Annotated in this window: 10 protein-coding genes; 1 reads left to right on the forward strand and 9 read right to left on the reverse strand. The window is 35.2% G+C overall.

What is annotated here, in order from left to right:
• Positions 1-8 precede the first annotated feature (8 nt).
• From EV143_RS06100 to rpsF, 6 genes are all read right to left on the reverse strand, one after another.
• Complete coding sequence (locus EV143_RS06100) at positions 9-9212, reverse strand: Ig-like domain-containing protein (RefSeq protein WP_133507082.1); 9204 nt, start codon at positions 9210-9212, stop codon at positions 9-11.
• A 1198-nt stretch (positions 9213-10410) separates the two neighbouring features.
• On the reverse strand, positions 10411-10884 hold the full coding sequence (locus EV143_RS06105; protein ID WP_133507083.1) for a DUF6495 family protein: 474 nt from the start codon (positions 10882-10884) through the stop codon (positions 10411-10413).
• Positions 10885-11001: 117 nt separating this feature from the next.
• Positions 11002-14184 (reverse strand): TonB-dependent receptor, encoded by a 3183-nt coding sequence (locus EV143_RS06110; protein WP_133507084.1) that lies wholly within the window; start codon positions 14182-14184, stop codon positions 11002-11004.
• Positions 14185-14283: 99 nt separating this feature from the next.
• Entirely contained in the window at positions 14284-14724 is a 441-nt protein-coding gene (rplI, locus tag EV143_RS06115; RefSeq protein ID WP_133507085.1) for a 50S ribosomal protein L9, read from the reverse strand.
• Between the two features lie 66 nt (positions 14725-14790).
• On the reverse strand, positions 14791-15087 hold the full coding sequence (gene rpsR, locus EV143_RS06120) for a 30S ribosomal protein S18 (protein ID WP_002987043.1): 297 nt from the start codon (positions 15085-15087) through the stop codon (positions 14791-14793).
• Positions 15088-15092: 5 nt separating this feature from the next.
• On the reverse strand, positions 15093-15434 hold the full coding sequence (gene rpsF / locus EV143_RS06125; RefSeq protein WP_133507086.1) for a 30S ribosomal protein S6: 342 nt from the start codon (positions 15432-15434) through the stop codon (positions 15093-15095).
• 177 nt (positions 15435-15611) lie between these two features.
• Here rpsF and EV143_RS06130 point away from each other — a divergent pair, with 177 nt between their 5' ends.
• The gene (locus EV143_RS06130) at positions 15612-16310 is read left to right on the forward strand and encodes a LytR/AlgR family response regulator transcription factor (protein WP_026729423.1); all 699 of its coding nucleotides are present in this window, start codon (positions 15612-15614) and stop codon (positions 16308-16310) included.
• Here the strand turns inward: EV143_RS06130 and priA are convergent, their stop codons facing one another.
• Genes priA through EV143_RS06145 form a run of 3 tightly spaced genes read right to left on the reverse strand, consistent with a single transcriptional unit; the run spans position 16311 to position 19975 of the window.
• Positions 16311-18758, reverse strand: a complete 2448-nt coding sequence (priA, locus tag EV143_RS06135) for a replication restart helicase PriA (protein ID WP_133507087.1) — start codon at positions 18756-18758, stop codon at positions 16311-16313.
• A 26-nt stretch (positions 18759-18784) separates the two neighbouring features.
• Positions 18785-19525, reverse strand: coding sequence for a subclass B1 metallo-beta-lactamase (bla-B1-FLAV, locus tag EV143_RS06140; protein WP_133507088.1), 741 nt, complete (start codon positions 19523-19525; stop codon positions 18785-18787).
• Between the two features lie 18 nt (positions 19526-19543).
• Complete coding sequence (locus EV143_RS06145; RefSeq protein ID WP_133507089.1) at positions 19544-19975, reverse strand: DUF2147 domain-containing protein; 432 nt, start codon at positions 19973-19975, stop codon at positions 19544-19546.
• Positions 19976-19979 lie beyond the last annotated feature (4 nt).

The following is a 19979-nucleotide window of genomic DNA, read 5'->3' on the forward strand; positions in this document are numbered from 1 at the left end:
AATGGTGCTTATCTCATTATAGATAACCATCCTTTTTTAACCGTTCCGTCTCCAATGTCTATCACATAAAAATAAGTACCAGTAGGCAACATATCTCCTCTATTTATAACTCCTGATACATTGGCTGTTCCGTCCCAATCATTTTCGTATTTCTTTTTGCTGTATACTAATGCACCATATCTGTTATAAACTTTTAGTTCATTGTTTGGATATGATTCGATACAGTCAATTCTGAAAAGATCATTTGCACCGTCGCTATTTGGAGTAAACTCGTTATAAACGGTTAAACAAATTGGTTCAACAAAAGCCGAAGCTGTATTATTTGTTGGATCAACATCTAAAGGAGTTGAAATTTCTATAGTTGCTACGTTTGTATATTCACCGCTTGGCATTACAATAACTCTAATTTGAAGTGTTTCGCTTTCGCCCGGATTTAAGGTTGGAATTGTCCAAAGTCCGGTTAAAGGATCATACACTCCGCTTGATGTAGATGTTGATACTAATTCGTATCCACTTGGAATTAAATCACTAACAATTACGTTATTAATTATTCCTTCTCCAACGTTATTTACTGTTACTGTAAAGACAATTTCATCTCCAAAATTTGGAGTTGGATTACTAACTGTATTGGTTATTGTAAGATCTGAACATGTAGCTACTGTAACATTTAATGTTTTTGTAGTAGTTTCATCGCATGTATTGGTATACGTTACCGATACTGTTCCGGCACCAACATCTCCCCATGAAACGGTTACTGTTCCGTCAGTACTACCACCTCCTGAAGTTATAGTTCCGGTTGTGCTAACAGACCAAACATAATCTGATTTTCCATTTGCAATTGAATAAGTAATTCCCTGGAAAACACATGGTGTATTGTCACTTGCAGTAATTTGATACAATGCATCATTTTCAAATCCAACTGTTATGGCTAAACGTGTAGCGTTGTCACAACCGTTTGTCGTGTTACTAAGTAAAGTAGCATAATATGTAGCTGCAGTAAGCAATGTATTTGCTGCTAATGGAGTTCCTCCTGTTGCAGTAGCGTACCAAACCACATTTGGCTGATTTACCTGAATGTCTGCAATTGTTGGTGCTTTTGATAAACAGAATGTTTGTGTTGTGCTTGTTGTGGTAACTGTACCAGGTGTATTTACATTTACTGTTACTACTAATCTTAAAGCATTTTCACAACCTATTGCGCTTGCAATAGCTCCGTAATACGTACCTGTCGCTAAAGCTGTTGTTGCAGGTATTGCTGTTCCTCCTGTTGGTGTAGCATACCACACTACATTAGCCTCATTTACCTGAATATTAGCAACCGTTGGTGCATTTATTGAACAGAAGTTTTGAGTTGCTGCATTTGTAGTTGGTGTTGCAGTAGGATTATTGATCGTTACTGTTACTATCAATCTTGTTAGACTTTGGCAGCCTGTTACCGGATCTACAATTGCTCCGTAATAAATTCCGTTTGCTAAGGCAGTTGTTGGTGCAATGGCTGTTCCGCCTGTTGCTGTACTATACCAAACTACATTTGGCTCGTTTACCTGAATATTAGCAACCGTTGGCGCATTAGTTATACAGAAATCCTGAGTATTATGTGTTGTAGTTGGCGTGCCCGGATCTGTTACTGTTAATGTAACTGCTAATCTTATTGCACTTTCACAAGTTGTTACAGGATTCAGAATAGCTCCATAATAAACTCCACTTGTTAGTACAGTTGTTGGTGCAAGCGCTGTTCCTCCAGTTAATGTGCTGTACCAAACTACATTTGGTTCATTCACCTGAATGTTCGCAACTGTTGAAGCGTTTATTAAACAGAAATCTTGCGTAGTATCTGTAGTAGTTGGGGTTCCCGGATCAGTTACACTAATAGTAACCGCTAAACGAATTGAACTTTCACAACCTGTTGTTGGATCTAAAATAGCTCCATAATATATTCCATTTGCTAATACTGTTGTTGATGCAATTGCTGTTCCGCCAGTTACTGCGCTATACCAAACTACATTTGGTTCGTTTACCTGAATGCTGGCAACCGTTGGCGCATTAACTAAACAGAAATCCTGTGTAGTATCTGTAGTGGTTGGCGTTACAGGATCAGTAATTGTAATTGTAACTACTAATCTTACAGCACTTTCACAATTTGTAACAGGATCTACAATAGCTCCGTAGTAAATTCCGTTTGCTAATGCCGTTGTTGGTGCAATTGCTGTTCCACCTGTTGCTGCGCTATACCAAACCACATTTGGCTCGTTTGCCTGAATGTTGGCAACCGTTGGCGCATTTACTAAACAAAAATCTTGTGTAGTATCTGTAGTTGTTGGTATGCCAGGATCGTTTACTGTTATTGTAACCGCTAATCTTGTCGCACTTTCGCAAGTTGTTACAGGATCCAAAATAGCTCCATAATAAACTCCGCTTGTAAGTACAGTTGTTGGCGCAAGCGCTATTCCTCCAGTTAATGTACTGTACCAAACTACATTTGGCTCATTCACCTGAATGTTCGCAACTGTTGAAGCATTTATTAAACAGAAGTCTTGCGTAGTATCTGTAGTCGTTGGGGTTCCCGGATCAGTTACAGTAATGGTAACTGCTAAACGAATTGAACTTTCACAACCTGTTGTTGGATCTAAAATAGCTCCGTAATATATTCCATTTGCTAAGGCGGTTGTTGGTGGAAGTGCTGTTCCACCAGTTGCTGCGCTATACCAAACCACATTTGGTTCGTTTATCTGAATGTTTGCCACTGTTGGCGCATTTACTAAACAGAAATCTTGTGTAGTATCTGTAGTTGTTGGCGTAGCAGGATCAGTAATTGTAATTGTAACTGCTAATCTTACAGCGCTTTCACAAGTTGTAACCGGATCTACAATTGCTCCGTAGTAAATTCCGTTTGCTAATGCCGTTGTTGGTACAATAGCTGTTCCACCTGTTGCTGCGCTATACCAAACCACATTTGGCTCGTTTACCTGAATGTTGGCAACTGTTGGTGCATTTACTAAACAGAAATCTTGTGTAGTATCTGTAGTTGTTGGTGTGCCAGGATCGGTTACACTAATGGTAACTTGTAAACGTACTGAACTTTCACAACTTGTTACCGGATCTAAAACAGCTCCGTAATAAACTCCACTTGTTAAAGCAGTTGTTGCCGGAATTGCTGTTCCGCCTGTTGCTGTTGTATACCAAATTACATTAGCTTCATTCACTTGGATATTAGCAAATGTTGGTGCATTCACTAAACAAAAATCTTGTGTAGTATCTAATGTTGTTGGCGTATTTGGATCATTTACTATAATATTTGCTGTTTGAAGCGTTCCTGCAATATTCTCACAAGTAGTAGTACTTGAAACTGCAACATAATAAGTAGCCGGGCTCATAGCACGAGTTAAACCTGTTGCAGTTAAAACTCCTGTAGCATTAATTGTATAGGTTACTCCGCCTATAACTGCTCCACTTGTTATTGGCTGTGTTTTATTTACATCTAAATACCAAGTAAATACCGGATTTGTTAATGCACTTGCCGTTGGCGTTAATGATGCAGGCACATTGTGACAAACTGCTACATCAGTAACTACAATATCAGTTGCAACTGATGGAGGCAATATTGTAAATGTTATTTGTTTTCTGTCTGCTGCTGCAGTTTCACAAAACTCATCTGAACTAACTCCCACAAAATAAGTATATGTTCCCGGTGTTAATCCATTTATAACCAATTGAGAAGTTGTTTCTCCCGGAATTAACTGACTTGTTGTTCCGTTAAAACTATACCAGTAGAAAATTGGGTTTGTTAATACTGGCGTTCCACTTACGCTTGTTGCTAAAGTTACGGTTCCTGTTGGAGAACAAATTGAAGTTGTGGCAGCTCCATTTAACGTAATAGCTGTTAAAGCAGGTTCAGCGCTGGAAGCTTTTACCTCAACCGTAACTTCTCCTCTTGCTAATGCTTCGCAAGTGTAACGTACCGGTTGTACATAATATTTGTAAATTCCTGCAGGTAAATTAGCCGGAATTGTATAAGTAACACCATTGGCTAAAACTGTACCTCCGGTTGGCGAATCATACCATCTGTAAGTTGAACAGGCATCTGCAGGTATCTGAAGAGTAATTGCTGCACCCGGACAAACTATAACTTTGTTATTAGGATCTCCTCCTATAACTGTAGTATTCGCTACACGATCTACAGTATGAACTCTCAAACCTTCTAAAACTCCTAAGACTCCTCCAAAACGAATTCTAACTCTATCATAAGGTTCTGGTAAAGAAGATAAAAGTACAGTAGCTAAAGTAGTTCCAGGTAAAACTCTTAAACTTAATAATGAACTTGTATTTTGAATTGGCGCACCAACCGCTACATTACCTAAATAACGCTGAATGCTAAATCCTGCAAGAGCATTTAAATCTAAAAGAGGTCCTGGTCTTGAAACCACTATTCTTAAAGTATCACTTGCAATAGATGGCGTTTTAAACGCAACTGTTAAGTCTGCTGCAGCAAGAACTCCAACAGCTCTATACATTGTAGCAAAAGTTGTAATATCATTATCTGCAACATTAAATGCATCACTAACACCTACTGTAGCAGTAACTGCTCCTACTCCTAAATCGCTCGCTCCATAATGAACATCCTGAATATCTCCCGGTGTACAAGTTATGGTTGGAACTTGTCTTGTATAATAAGCATCATAAACTCTTGTGTTTTGAGCAACACTCAATAAAGATGCTGACTGAATTCTTATTCCATCATAATCTTGTGGCCCGGAACCATTTGCCGGTACAAAAGTATATTCGAAAGAATTATCACCTGATAATAAATTCAATAATGCTCCTGAAACAGATTGCATAGTCCCGATATCAACTCCGTTTTTAGTCCCAATTACTGTTAGATTTTGTCCAACCGCTACTCCACTATATTCTGAACCTAATTTAATAGTCACCGGAGTTCCTTTTACAATGTTAGCTGGCCAGGTTAAATTTTGCCATGTAGTTCCAACTCCTAAAAGTCCAAGTCCTGTTGTAATGGTAGAGTAAGTTTGAGTATTTCCATCAACAGCGTTTGCTCCGTTAGAAACTGCTCCTGTAATAATTGAACCAGAAGTTTGCGCAGTTGCATAAACTCTTTCAGCCAATAATTGACAGCTATTTGGATCTATAACATTAATAGAAACTGTTCCTGTTCTTGAACAATTAGCATTACTTGCTATAACTGTATAAGTATAAACTCCCGGAGTATTTAATACGCCTGTTGAAAATGGAGGGCCTGTTAAAGCATTTCCTTGTGGATCAAACCAAGCTAATGTTCCATCTGATATTGCAGTTAATGGCACATCAGAACCAGCATTTACTGATATTGATGGTGTTACTGTTAAAGTTGGTAAAGCATTAATCGTAACTGTTACCGGTAGTTTTACAGATGGACATGTAATACCATTAACCTGAGCCTGAATGGAGTAAACACCACTTGTATTTATGTTTGCTGCAGCATTTGCAGGTAGAACATTATTTAATGAATCATAAAAAGTATAGGTTGTATTTCCTGTTGTATCTAAACCTACAATCGCAGATCCTAAATTTACAGTTCCACAACCCACTAAAGGCGAAGTGACTGCTAAGGTTGTAACAGTTGGATAATTAACCGTTACCTGCGCTAAAGTAGTAGCCGTATTTTCGCATGTTGCTGCATTTGTAACAGAAACATAATAGTTGTAAGGTGCTCCGACAGCAGTAAGTCCTGTAATGCTTAATGCTCCTGTTGTCGGATCTTTAGAATAAGTTATTGCCCCCACTGTTCCGTTTACAATTTCTACAGTCTTATTTTGATCGGTATAATATATAAATTGTGCTCCGGCCAAAGCAGAGGTTGGAGATAATACAACTTCTCCGGCACATGATGCTTCTAAAGGACTTGTAATTGTAATATCTGCAGCTGTTGCAAATGGTGATACCGTAACCGTAACAGGCTGACGAACGCTATTAATACAAGTTCCGCCACGTGTTGCTTCTACATAAAATGTTGTACTAGCTGTTAAATTTGGAGATGGAGTGTAAGTTGATACAGCAGAAAGCTCTGTTCCTGCATTTGCTGAATCATACCATTTAAATGTCTCTCCTACTACTGTCGAAGTAGCTGCTAAATTAACAATTTGACCACTACAAATTGGAGTTGTAGCACCTGTAATCGTAGCATCTTTAAATCTGTATGAAGCTCCATAAATGTCTAAACTTGTTAGAACTGTTGCCACGCCTCCTAATCTAACTTCTACAGCTGTAAAAGGTCCGCCTGCTACAAAACTTGCTTTTAAGCGAGTCGATGATAATAATTGAACATTTACTAATGAACCCACATTTACCTGATCATTATTTGCTGTTGCTCCATTATAACTTCTTAAACTAATATAAGAAAGAGCACTCACATTGATAATTCCGGCTGGAATTCCTAATTCAACATCTATAATATCGCCTGCTTGTCCCGGAGTAGAAAATGTTAGCATTTGTTGCATATAATCATTTACTAAACCAGCAACTACAGAAAGATTTGCCGCGGTTGCTGAATTTCCATCAGCAGAAGCCCCATCGTTTGCAGAAGTACACAATAGACATCCTGTTAATCCTCCTCTACTCGTTACTTGTGAATTTACCTGTAAACAAGTACTGATAAAATTACTTATTATGACATTAATGGCAACTCTTGTACTACTTGTACAACCTGATACTGTTCCTCTTGCCGCAACATAATAGGTTTTATTTGCAGTAAGGACAGGTGTTGTAAATGTATTTGTGCCTGAAGCTAATGCTGTTCCGTTAGTAGGTACATCATACCAGTCGAATGTAACGTTTGATTCCGGACTTGAAACTTGTAAAGTTACACTTTGCCCTGATTGAATTATTACGTTAGACGATGCCGGAATTGGTGCAGAAGGTAAAGGATTAACTGTAACTGTTACCTGAGTACGGGCTGAGTTAGTACAACTTCCAATTCCTGCTTCTACAAAATAATTGGTATTAGCAGTTAAATTTGGTGTTGTAAAAGCATTTCCTGTAAATAATAAAGTTCCACCAGAAGCTGCATCATACCATCTATAATCTGTTCCAGCAACTGGTGCCTGTACATTTAATGTGGTAGTTTGTCCGCTACAAATTGTTGTCCCTGCAGTTGCAATAGTTGGCGCAACAGGATTATCAACTGAAATTAAAACTGGAAAACGCTCACTATTTACACAACCATTTCTGGCTATTTCTATATAATAAGTTGTTGCAGCATTTAAAACTGGTGTTGTAAAAGCAGCTGTCGCTGCTAGAGAAGCACCTCCTGTAGCTGCACTATACCAATTAATAGTTTCACCAACAGCAAGATTTGCAAGCAAAGTAGCTGTTTGTCCGCTACAAATTGTTGTGTTACCTGAAATTGTTGGTGCTTTATATCTATAACTTGCCTGATAAATATCCAGACTTGTAAGTACTGTTGCCAGTCCTCCTAATCGAATCTCAACACGATCAAAATTAGCGCCTGCAACTACACTGGCTCTAAAACGATCTCCGGTAAGTAATTGAAGTGTAATTAAAGGATTGGTAATTTGAATTCTGTCATTATTATACGTTGCTCCATTATAAGTTGCCAAAGTAACAGCACCTAATAAAGACAAATCAGCTAGTCCGCCTGGTAATTCCAACTCTACATCAACAATATCACCTGCTTTACCAGGATTATTAAATTGCAGTGTTTGTTGAACCCATCCGTTTAATAAACCAACAAGTACCGAAAGTCTGGCTGCAGTTGCAGCATTTCCGTCAACAGAAAAATTAGGATTGGTGCTACTGCACAGTAAACACAATCCATTTTGAACTGTTTGCTGGCTATTGGCTTGTAAACATCCTCCTAAAGCTGAAGGCTGAACTGTTACCGTTACCGGAACTCTTGTTGCACTCACACAATTTCCTGAAGCACTTTGAGCCTCAACATAAAATGTTTTTGTAGCCATTAAAACTGACGTTGTATATGTAGAAGTATTCGTTGCTAATGCTGCACCTCCTGTAGCTACATCATACCAATTTAGTATAACTCCTGCCGGAGCTGTAGCACTTAATGTTGCATTTTGTCCGGATTGTATTGTTACACTTTGCGTTAAAACAGTTGGTAAGGCCGGAACTGCATTCGAAATTACATTCACCTGAGTTCTTGCCGGAGCCAAACAACTTCCTATTGCAGCCTCAACGTAAAAACTTGTCGTTCCCAGAGGCACAGTTGGAGAATATGTTGTGCCGGAAGCTAAAGCTACGCCGCCCGTGTTTACATTATACCAATTGTAAGTAGTTCCCGGGATCGGGTTAATTACTGATAACGTAGTTTGTTGTGTTGCGCCTGTTGAACATATTGTCGTGCCCGAAGAATTAATTACCGGAGCAACAGGATTTGATACGTTAAGTACAACCGGAACTCTTTCGTTACTTTCACAACCTGCAGCTCTTGTTACTCCTATATAATAGGTAGTATTAGCAGTTAAAACAGGAGTTGTATAACTGTTTCCAGTTATTAAGGCTGTTGGAGATGTGGCAGAACTATACCACGCTAATGTAGTTCCTGCAGCAGGAGTAGCTGTAAGTGTAGTGGCATTGCCCGCACATACAGTTTGTGTTAAACCTCCCGTTACTGTTGGATTTGCAAATTGTAAACGAACATCATAAATTCGTAAATTTACAAGAAGACTTAAAAGTCCGCCCACCTGAACTTGTACCTGATTGGTATCTCCTGTTAAGGTATAGCTTACGGCGGCAACTGTATTTCCGGACAATAAATTCAGATTCAAAAGCGGGCTGTTTATCGCTACTCTTGGACCTACATTTGCTCCGGAAAGCTTAGTTTGAATAGTGGCATTAGATAGTAAACTTACATCTAATAAACCATTTCCTGTACCTATATAAAGTACAACCTGATCTCCGGCTTTTGCCGTCTGATTCAGGGTTAGTGTTTCTTCAACAAAACACCCAACTCCAACAGCATTTGTCAGAGTTGCAAAAGTCGTTAAGCCCGCGTCATTATCATATGCGCTGGCAGGACTATCTACATTTAAGCCAATACATAACAATCCACCTTGCGAATTAGTTTGAGAAACGGGTCTGCAAACAGTTTGCGCAAATGCATTACTACATAAAAACAATAAATAAAATAGTCCTAATAATCTCCTCTGAGCGAGGAGATTACAAAAAGTAAAGAATTTTTTCATAATTTGGAAGATTAGAAAATGGACAATAAAACACTTGTTGCAATAAGCACATATGCTTAGGCAATTATAAAAAACATTAATAATCAATTAGTTAACACGAAATTTTAAATCTTGTTTTACCAAGACTTTAAATTAGATTTTATAAAAAATCATGTTGTATTAAGTATATAAAAATATACTTGAGAGCATTTTTTATCCCCTTTGAGTAAAAGATGCGTCGAAACTTCTGGAAAATATTGACCTGAATCAATCTTCCAAACGGAGTGATTTGTACCATTAATAATTTTCATAAAGAAAATTTATGTTAGATAATAATGTAAGGGGGGAATTTAATATAGAGTATAATTCAATATTATAAAAAGTTGATTAGGCAATTTATAATTTTTTCTATTTGAAAATAACGTCCAAAAATTGAATCATGAATTTTTAATAAAAAGCAATTTATTTAAAAATTAAACATAAGAATGCTTTTCGTTTCCAGAACACCAACCGGGGTTTGGAAATAAAAAGCTGCCTGAATGTGTAAATTTATAGAACAAGTTTGCTATCGAATTAAAATTGAATTTTAAGACAAATTTTAATTTATCCCAAAGAGTAAAAAATAAAGCTAAAATAATAAGAAGACTTAACGCAAACTTGATAAGGAGAGTAGTTTTCAATTCCATAAGTAGATGAATTAAGTTTATTTAAAATTCTGCTTTTAATTTAGTTTAATTAGGTAAAATAATATGTCTTTTCAAAAAGAGAATAAAACATTTTGTTTAACCTTTTCTTTTATTAAAATTAAGAAAAACCAAAATACAAAACAAGCATAAAATTCTTATTTTTTTAAATTTTATAAATTCTAACAAAACAAAGAATGGTCAAAATATCAGAAAAATAAAGGCATAACAACAGAAATCGAAGTATTATAAAAATTACAAAAAAATTAAGTTTTTTTTATAAAAATTTAAAAAAGAAAGAAAAAGACTACTTATTTATATTTATAAGCACCTGTAATTCAAGGATAAAAAAATATTTGAAAAGTAAAACCTACAGAAATATTGAACTACATCGATTTCTTGCAGTATTCGAAAAAAAAGCGTAAAAATACGGGGATATAAAAGTAATAAAGTTTAAACAAAAGTTAAAAAACCTAAAAAAGGTAAACAATTTAACATCAATCATTTACCTTTTAAATACTTTATAATTGGAAAAATTACGATTCTATAATCGTATTTATCTGTGTAAACAGTTGTCCGTCACTTAAAAAAGCGCCTTGCTGAATCAATTCAAAGATAGAAGTGTTCCTGTCTTCAGTAAAAACTTTCTTCCCCACTTTCATTTCAATAGTTTCTGTAAACATATTATCGCTCAACCATTGCAACCCTTCCTTAGTCAAAAAATCAGTTTCAGGAACTAATGATTTCAACACTATAGATTGTACATGATTCTCAAAACACTGAAACAAAAAAATGTGGCTTTTAGAGAAATGCTCTAAAAACTCTGCTCTTGATAAAACTCCTTCCCATATTAAATCTGAAAAAACATCCAGTTCCTGCTCAGCAACTTCCGGTTTATTTACTTTAATAGTATCCCATTCTGCTTTATCAATTGCCTGTGATGCCAAAAAGTTAGCAAATTCTGCGTGTAACTCATCAAATTGCTCTTTTGTTAGTCTTGCGTATTTCATTTATTTATTTGTATTTAAACACTCTGTAAAGAGTTTAGGTAATTTTTAAAACTTTAGTATAATACATAAAAAAGCCCTCGCAAATGCGAGGGCAAATTTACAACTTTTTTTACTTTACTAAAAAATGTATCTGATACCAAATTGAGCTTGCCATCTCGACGTTAAACTAGCATCATAACTAAAGGTTTTAGTCTGCGTATTATTGAAAGTATACGTTGGTGTATTTCCAGCAACTGTAACTCCAATTGGCTGAACGCTGGTTGGAACCTGTACAACACCCCAATCAGAATTTAATAAATTCCCGAAATTCAAAATATCGATACTAAACTGAATTGTGTTTGTTTTCTCAGATGTCGAAGAATATTTAAAATTATAATCCTGCATTAATTTTAGATCACATCTGCCTCTCCACGGAGAAATTGCTCCATATCGCTCTGCATACTGTCCTCTTCTGTCCTTCATATACTTATCCTGCGAAATGAATTTATCAAAAGCCTCAGCTTGTCCAGGCGCGCTAAAAGTCATTTGACCTATTTCTGTTGTTGTTGGTATATAAATTAAATCATTTACCGAAGAACCATCTCCATTTATATCACCTCCGTAAGTATAATTGAAACGACCTCCCTGAGCATATTCTAAAAACGTAGAAACTGTAGTTGCCCATTTATCTTTTCCGTATTTCCATTTTTTAGAAGCAACTCCAATAAAACGATGATTATCGCCATATTTAGAATTCGAAAGCACATCATTATTTACATTTCCTAGTGCCGGATTAAAAGAAAAAGCATCTCCTGTAATTTCAGCCTCAATAGAGTTAACATCTTTTGATTTTAAATAATTATAGGCCACACTGGCGTATAATCCGTTTTCAAATGTTTTCTGTACCTTAACAGAAGCATTAAAAGCACTTCCCTTGTCTGAATTTGTCATTACATAAGCATTGTTTGCTCCATGGTCTGTTGCTGTATAAATTAATCTGTTATCTACACCTGCCAATGTTCCTGTTGGAGGTTTTAATCCCCAGTTTTGCACATGCACTGCATTAATATCTTTATTAAGTGATAAATCAAGCGTTACAATATAATTACTTTCAAATCGATGATCATAACCTAAGCTTGTTCTCCATACTTGCGGCCATTTATAATCCGGATCCATAATCTGCAAGTAACCATCATCAGCACCACTCACCTGATTTCCTAACCAAACAAACGGAATTCTTCCTGTAAAAATTCCAGATCCTCCACGAAGTTGCGAAGTTGCATCGCCTTTTACATCCCAGTTAAACCCAACTCTAGGTGACCATAAAATTCTGTCACTTGGTAAATCTGTTGAGATTAATTTAAAATCCGCCTGACCAGTTTGAGGATTATAGTAATTAATATCATTATTTCTTCCTGCTCCACCATTGTCTGTATCAATATATTTTTGAATTAAATCTGCAGTATTAAAATATAAAGGTTTATCAATTCTTAAACCTAGAGACAATTTAAAATCGTCGCTTAAGCTGATATCATCCTGAGCATAAAAAGCTAATTGTCCTACGTTTAGTTCTGCCAGTTTCCATCCGCCATCACTTCCGACTGCAAATTGACTTTTAGAAGCATTCACATCCTGAGCATATTGTAAATTTTGAGCCAAAGAACTAGAAGCAGGTGGTAAAGCTGCATCCGCCAAAAAGTCTGCCACACTTGCATAAGGACTAAAAGTACCATAATAAGGAACAGGATCTGTTGCTGGATTGCGAAATTTATCATAACCCGTTAAGTTAAATGAATTGGCAAACTTGAATTTCTCAAAAGAAGTTCCAAAAGTAAAAGCATGTTTACCAACAGTATATGATAAATTATCAGTAATTTGAATTACTTTTTGATCTAACGTATTATTAATAGAAAACGGCTCGTGTCCTGCAATAATGTAGTTAGAACCAGCTCCATCCTGAATATTAATTACGGGAGCCGGAGTAGAAAACGGAACTCTGTAATCATCAAAATGAGTGTAACCAGCCTGTAATTTGTTTGAAACCGATTCACTAAATTTTGAATTCAACTCTACTAAAAAAGAACTTAATTTATTATTAATTTGATATCCTGAATTTTGGAATTGTAAAATAGAAGCATTTGGTCCTCTAAAACCTAATGCTGTCGGGTGAGCAGGTTTATCTTTTGAAGCATCCAGAAAGTTATAAATAACAGCTAGCTTATGATTATCATTAATATTCCAATCTAATTTAATAATTCCCTTGCTTGAATTAGATTCGTGTTTAAAACCCTGATAAGCACCCGTATTATATCCTAAATCAGACAATGCTTTAGAAACCGCAATTAAATCAGATTCTAAAACTCTAGATTCATTAATTCCGGTAACGCCGTCGTTGTTATTGGCAACAAAATTAGACCCAAGATCACTTCTTTTATCAATTTCAAAATTTCCAAAAATAAATAATTTGTCTTTTATAATTGGAGCTCCCAAACTAAATCCAGCCTGAGTCTGCTCTAAAGAGGGTACAAAGATTTTTTCTCCTTTAATTTTATCACCCGTCAAATCCTGATTTCTGTAAAACGCATAAGCTGTTCCGTGAATTTCGTTGGTTCCGGATTTTGTAACAGCATTTACTGAAGCTCCGGTAAAACCAGATAAGGTAACATCATAAGGAGCAGTTGCCACCTGAATTTGTTCGATCGCATCTAATGAGATAGGCTGTGCACCTGTTTGTCCTCCGGGAGTTGCAGCATCCAATCCAAACGGATTATTAAATACAGCTCCATTCAGAGAGTAATTATTATACTGATCATTTCTTCCACCAAAAGATCCACCACTTGCAGTTGGCTCTAAACGTGTAAAATCTTCTGCAGATCTTGAAATTGTAGGCAATGCTGTTAATTCTCTTCTACCAATTGTAGTTTCAGCACCTGTTTTGCCACTTTTAAAAACTTTATCTTTAGCAGTAATTTTAACTTCTTCAAGTGCCTGACTCTCGTCGGCCAATTGAACATCCAGATTAAATGGTTTTCCCAAATCAAGATATACATCATTATATTCCTGATTTTGAAACCCTACAAAAGTCACTGTAATTTTATAAGGACCGCCAATTCTCATGTTTAAAATATTAAACCTTCCATCTTCATTGGAAACAGCTGAATATTTAGTTCCGGTTGGAGTATGAACTGCCAAAATACCAGCTCCGGGTAACAGTTCGTTTGTCGAACTTTTTACGATACCCTTAATACTCGAAGTCGTAGTTTGTGCCGTGACTACGGCGAGACCAAACACACATAACATTAATGCAAAGATTTTTTTCATTTTCCTGGTTTGAGTGAGTTATTTCCCTCAAAATTAGGCAAAAAAAAATCACTCCAAAGAGTGATTTTTATATTTTATTAACAAGAAGTTAACAAAATGTTATTTTTCAGCGATAATCTCGTATGGTAATTCAACGATAACATCTCTGTGTAAACGAATACTTGCTGTATATTTACCAGTACGTTTAACGATACCGCTAGTGATGAATTTTCTATCAATACCATTACCAGATTTCTCTAATGCTTCAGCAATGTCGATGTTAGTGATAGAACCAAAAAGTTTCTCTCCACCAGCTTTTGCAGTAAGTTTAATTTCAAGAGCTTTTAAAGTTTCAGCTAATGCTTTTGCATCAGCAACCACTTTAGCTTCTTTGTGTGCTCTTTGTTTTAGGTTTTCAGCTAAAACTTTTTTAGCAGAAGGAGTTGCTAATGCAGCAAAACCTTGAGGGATTAAAAAGTTACGACCGTAACCAGCTTTTACAGATACTACATCATCTTTAAATCCTAGGTTCTGTACGTCTTGTTTTAAAATAAGCTCCATGTTGTTGTCCTTATAATTGAGAAGTTAGGTTCCATCTGACCGGAAACCAACAACTATTGTTTAATATTATTTTAATAAATCGGCCACGTATGGCATTAAAGCTAAGTGACGAGCTCTTTTTACAGCTACAGAAACTTTTCTTTGGTATTTTAATGAAGTTCCGGTTAAACGACGAGGAAGAATTTTTCCTTGCTCATTAACGAATTTCAATAAGAAATCAGCATCTTTATAATCGATATATTTGATTCCTGATTTTTTGAAACGACAATATTTTTTTGTTTTGTTAGTTTCAATGTTTAAAGGCGTTAGATATCTGATATCTCCGTCTTTTTTTCCTTTTGCAGATTGCTCTATTGTAGACATAATAATTAAGCTTTAGTAGATTTTAATTTAGTTCTTCTTCTTTCAGCCCAAGAAATAGCATGTTTATCTAAACTTACAGTTAAGAAACGCATAACTCTTTCGTCACGTCTAAATTCAGTTTCAAAAGCGATTAGAACTTCTCCAGCCACTTTGTACTCAAAAAGGTGATAAAAACCACTTTTTTTGTTTTGGATTTCGTAAGCCATTTTTTTCAGACCCCAATCCTCTTTTGATACCATTTCAGCTCCTCTACTAGTAAGAAATTCTTCAAATTTCGTTACTGTTTCCTTTACCTGAACCTCAGATAAAACGGGATTTAAAATGAAAACAGTTTCATATTGATTCATAAATATAATATTTATTTGTTAAAATTGGGTGCAAAAGTAACCATTTAATTTATATAAACAACACTTTTTTACGTTTATTCGTTATACTGTAAAAAAATAAGCCCAATTTTAGTTTTTTTACTAAAATAATAATATATTTACTATTGCTATCCTGAATTTATTCTAAATTTAAATCTTATGAAACTAAATTGTGTTGTTGTAGATGATAGTTCTATTCAGAGGACAATTATTGCTAAATTAGTAAATAATCATCCTGGTTTGCATCTTATAGGGGACTTTTCAAACGCAATTGAAGCTAAAAGTTGTATCTCTTTAAATAATATTGATTTAATATTTCTCGATATAGAAATGCCTGTTATTAATGGTTTTGATTTCCTTGACGGTTTAAAATCTAAACCGCAAATTATATTTATCACTTCTAAGGCTGAATATGCACTAAAAGCATTTGATTATGATGCTACCGATTATCTTCAAAAACCTATTGCTGTAGATCGATTTAATGCATCTGTAAAAAGAGCAATCGACATGCACTTACTTAAAAAAGAAGTTAAAGAAGAGGAAGGCGAACATATTTTCATCAAAAGTAATCTTAAAAAACTTAAAATATTCACGGCTAAAATCAAATGGATTGAAGCTTTTGGAGATTATGTAAGAGTTGTAACTGAAGATGACAGTAACCTTGTACTTTCGACAATGAAATCTTTTGAGAATGATTTATCGAAAGACAAATTTATTCGCGTACACAAATCGTATATTATTAATATAGATAAGGTTGAGCGTTTTAATAGCAAGTTTGCAGAAATTGGAATTACTAAAATTCCTTTAAGCCGAAACAAAAAAGAAGATTTGGTAAAAGCATTATCAACTTCGTCATAATTAATAAAAATCGACGTTAGCAATAACTTTTATAGCTCTGTACTGAGCAACCGCCTCAAAACTATTCAACATTTTCTGAATAGTTTTTTTTGTGCCTCCTAATGGCAGATTTTGCGGAATCTTAATTAAAATAGTTCTGATGTATTCATTTCTGATTCTGCTTATTGCAGGTTCTTCCGGACCTAAAACCGGCATATTCAGATTTTGACTCAAAACCTGATACAACCACATCGATCCTTCTTTCAGTTTATCAAAATCTCGATGTTTCAATGTCAGCTTTATAATTCTGAAATAAGGTGGATATTTATAAATTTGCCTGTCATACAATTGCTCTTTATACATACCTATATAATTATGGGTTGTAACCTGCTGAATTGTATTATGATTTGGATTGTAAGTTTGAATGATAACTTTCCCCTGTTTTTCAGACCTTCCGGCTCTTCCGGCCACTTGCGTCATCATCTGAAAACTGCGTTCAAAAGCTCTAAAATCAGGATGATGCAGCATATTGTCAGCATTCATAATTCCGACAAGGCTAACATTATCAAAATCTAAACCTTTTGCCAGCATTTGCGTTCCTACCAATATATCTATTTCACGATTTTTGAAGGAATCGATTATTTTTTCAAAACCAAATTTTCCGCGCGTCGTATCCTGATCCATTCTGCCGGTTTTGGCTTTCGGAAAAAGAGAAACTAATTCCTGCTCAATTTGTTCTGTACCAAATCCTTTTGTAGTCAGATCAATACTCGAACAACTATGACAGTGCGTTGGTTTTGCTATGGAATAGCCACAATAATGACAACGCAATTGGTTTTTATGCTTGTGAAAAGTCAAACTTACATCGCATTGCTGACAGTGCGGAACATGCCCGCAAGTCAAACACTCAATAATAGGCGAATATCCTCGCCTGTTTTGAAATAAAATCACTTGTTCGCCCAAAGACAACGCTTCTGCAATTTCTTCTATTAAAAGATCGCTAAAATGTCCAGTCATTCTTTTTCTGAAATGTTTGTCTTTTAAATCAACCAAAACAATTTCAGGCATTCGAACATTATTATAACGTTCTGTAATCGTTACTAAGCCGTATTTTTCAGATTGCGTATTAAAATAGGTTTCAATACTTGGTGTTGCAGATCCCAAAAGTACTTTTGCATTATGAAAATTAGCCAAAACAATGGCAGCATCTCTGGCATGATAACGGGGCGCCGGATCTGTTTGTTTAAAGGTTTGCTCATGTTCTTCATCTACAATTAGTAAACCTAAATTAGCAAAAGGTAAAAACAAAGCCGACCTTGCTCCTATTACAATTTGAGCTTTATCAGCATTTTCGAGTGTTTGTTTCCAAACTTCAACTCTTTCGTTATTGCTGTATTTTGAATGAAAAACAGCTACTTTATCTCCAAAATGAAGTCGGAGTCTTGATACCAATTGTGTGGTAAGTGCAATTTCGGGCAACAAATACAAGACTTGTTTTCCTGTAAGCAAATACTCTTCAATTAACTTAATATAAATTTCGGTCTTTCCGCTAGATGTAACGCCGTGAAGCAGACAAACTTCTTTCTCTGAAAAATTATTTTTAATGGATGTAAAAGCAGTTTCCTGAGCTTCACTCAATTGCAATTGTTTATCAGTTGCTTCTCCATTAAAAGAAACACGATCTTGCTGTAAATAATACTCTTCAAAAATTTCTTTTTTAACTAAAGCTTTCACAACAGCTGAAGTAGAATTTGAAACCTCAACTAATTTCTTAACTGTTACGGGTTTCTTTTCTGAAGCATTAATTTGAAAATAAGCCAAAACAATTTCTTTTTGATTAGCATTTTTCAAAGCATTGAGTAACTCATTCAAACCTTGATCTGATTCGTATTTTGAATGTAATTTTACATATCGAACCAGTTTTGGTTTGTAGCTTTCTTTTATTTCTTCTTCTAAAACAATAATGTCTTTTGCCATTAATTTTTGAAGAATCGGAAAAATATTTTTTTTGTTTAAAATAGAAGCAATTTCCTCAACTTTAAGCGAACTTTGATGGTGAAGCGCTTCATAAATTAAAAATTCATCGTCTGAAAGCTCAGAATCATTTACAACTGTGCCTGGTTTATGCGAAACGATAGTTTCACTTTCTAATAATAATCCGGTCGGGAAAGCACCACGATAAACGTCGCCAATACCACACATATAATAATTCGCTACCCAAAGCCAGTGTTTAATCTGAATTTCGGTAGCAATTGGTTTTTCATCTAAAATTTGATGGATTTCTTTTGCTTCATACAATGTCGGAGCATTCTCGTGCGCGTCTATTACAAGTGCTGTATATATCTTGTTCTTACCAAAAGGCACTGCAACCCGCATTCCTTTTTTAATGAAATGAAATTCGGCCTCAGAAACACGATAAGTAAAGGTTTTAGCTAAAGAAAGAGGTAGGACAACTTCGACAAAAAACATGTAATTATTTTATATGATTTACAAAATTACTTTTTTTCTGAAGGTTTATTCAAATAACCTTCAACCAATTTCAAAGTATGATTTAAAGATTGAGTATTAGTCCAATCTTCGTGACCCGGAATAATATATACCGGATTTTTAAATTTGGTTTGTACTTTTTTAATCGATTTTTTCCATTCTTTTACATCAGAATCAGCCAGATAACCTAAATCTGTTGCACTGGCGCTTTTTATAAAACAAGCTCCGTAAAGCACTTTTTCTTTATCAAACCAAACAATAATATTATCCGTTGCATGTCCTTTTCCTGGATAATAAACCTGAAATTTATGTTGTCCAACCGTAAAAGTAGTATCGTTTGGAATCACAAATTCAGCTCTGTTTTTGTTCTCTTTTTTCAGAATTTCATCGGTTAGTTTTATACTATACGTTTTAATTCCTTTTTGTTTATAAAACCCGAAACCTCCTGATCTGTCACCATGAGAATGCGTTCCAAAACACATAACTACATCTTTATTATGCCTTGCTTTTATCGTATCTAATAAGGGTTGAAATTGTGTTTCATCCCAGGGTGCATCAAACAATACAACGCCTTTGTCTGTAACGAGATACATCGCGTTGGCAGATATTTGAGTTCCGTTATAATCATGAAAGGTTTTATAAACATAAAAGTCACCTGTAAGATGACTTATTTGTAAAGGGGAATTCTTAGATTGTCCAAAAGTATTTGATAGTACTAAGAATAAAATTATGGATGCTAATTTTCGCATGTTTATTTTATCAAAAAATTAGTTCTTTGCTCTTGCCCAATATTGTGTTCTTCCCATAATAGAAATTCCAACATAACCGCGAAGTTTTAGTTTATCAGCAGAATCTAATGTAATATAACATTTGTATTTTTTACCTGTTGTAGGATCTAAAATTGTTCCTCCGCTATATTCATTACCGTCTTTTTTAAGACCGTTAATAATTACCATTCCTAAAATTTGTTTATTTTTTTCTGCACCTTCGCATTTAGAACAAACATCTTTTTTATGCTTATCGCGAAGTATATCTACAACCTTCCCGTAAATTTTTCCTGATTTTTCGTAAATCTCTACTATTGATTTTGCTTCTCCCGTTTCATCATCAATTGTTTTCCATTTTCCAACAACACTTTGGCTATGAATAGAACCAACTGTTAGAATAAAGAAACCAATGCTTAACATCCAATTTTTCATATTT

The sequence above is a fragment of the Flavobacterium chryseum genome (assembly GCF_004362015.1).
Taxonomy (GTDB): Bacteria; Bacteroidota; Bacteroidia; order Flavobacteriales; family Flavobacteriaceae; genus Flavobacterium.

Coding starts and splice junctions, on each gene's coding strand:
- EV143_RS06100 (WP_133507082.1), bottom strand. CDS start 9,212: ATGAAAAAATTCTTTACTTTTTGTAATCTCCTCGCTCAGAGGAGATTA.
- EV143_RS06105 (WP_133507083.1), bottom strand. CDS start 10,884: ATGAAATACGCAAGACTAACAAAAGAGCAATTTGATGAGTTACACGCA.
- EV143_RS06110 (WP_133507084.1), bottom strand. CDS start 14,184: ATGAAAAAAATCTTTGCATTAATGTTATGTGTGTTTGGTCTCGCCGTA.
- rplI (WP_133507085.1), bottom strand. CDS start 14,724: ATGGAGCTTATTTTAAAACAAGACGTACAGAACCTAGGATTTAAAGAT.
- rpsR (WP_002987043.1), bottom strand. CDS start 15,087: ATGTCTACAATAGAGCAATCTGCAAAAGGAAAAAAAGACGGAGATATC.
- rpsF (WP_133507086.1), bottom strand. CDS start 15,434: ATGAATCAATATGAAACTGTTTTCATTTTAAATCCCGTTTTATCTGAG.
- EV143_RS06130 (WP_026729423.1), top strand. CDS start 15,612: ATGAAACTAAATTGTGTTGTTGTAGATGATAGTTCTATTCAGAGGACA.
- priA (WP_133507087.1), bottom strand. CDS start 18,758: ATGTTTTTTGTCGAAGTTGTCCTACCTCTTTCTTTAGCTAAAACCTTT.
- bla-B1-FLAV (WP_133507088.1), bottom strand. CDS start 19,525: ATGCGAAAATTAGCATCCATAATTTTATTCTTAGTACTATCAAATACT.
- EV143_RS06145 (WP_133507089.1), bottom strand. CDS start 19,975: ATGAAAAATTGGATGTTAAGCATTGGTTTCTTTATTCTAACAGTTGGT.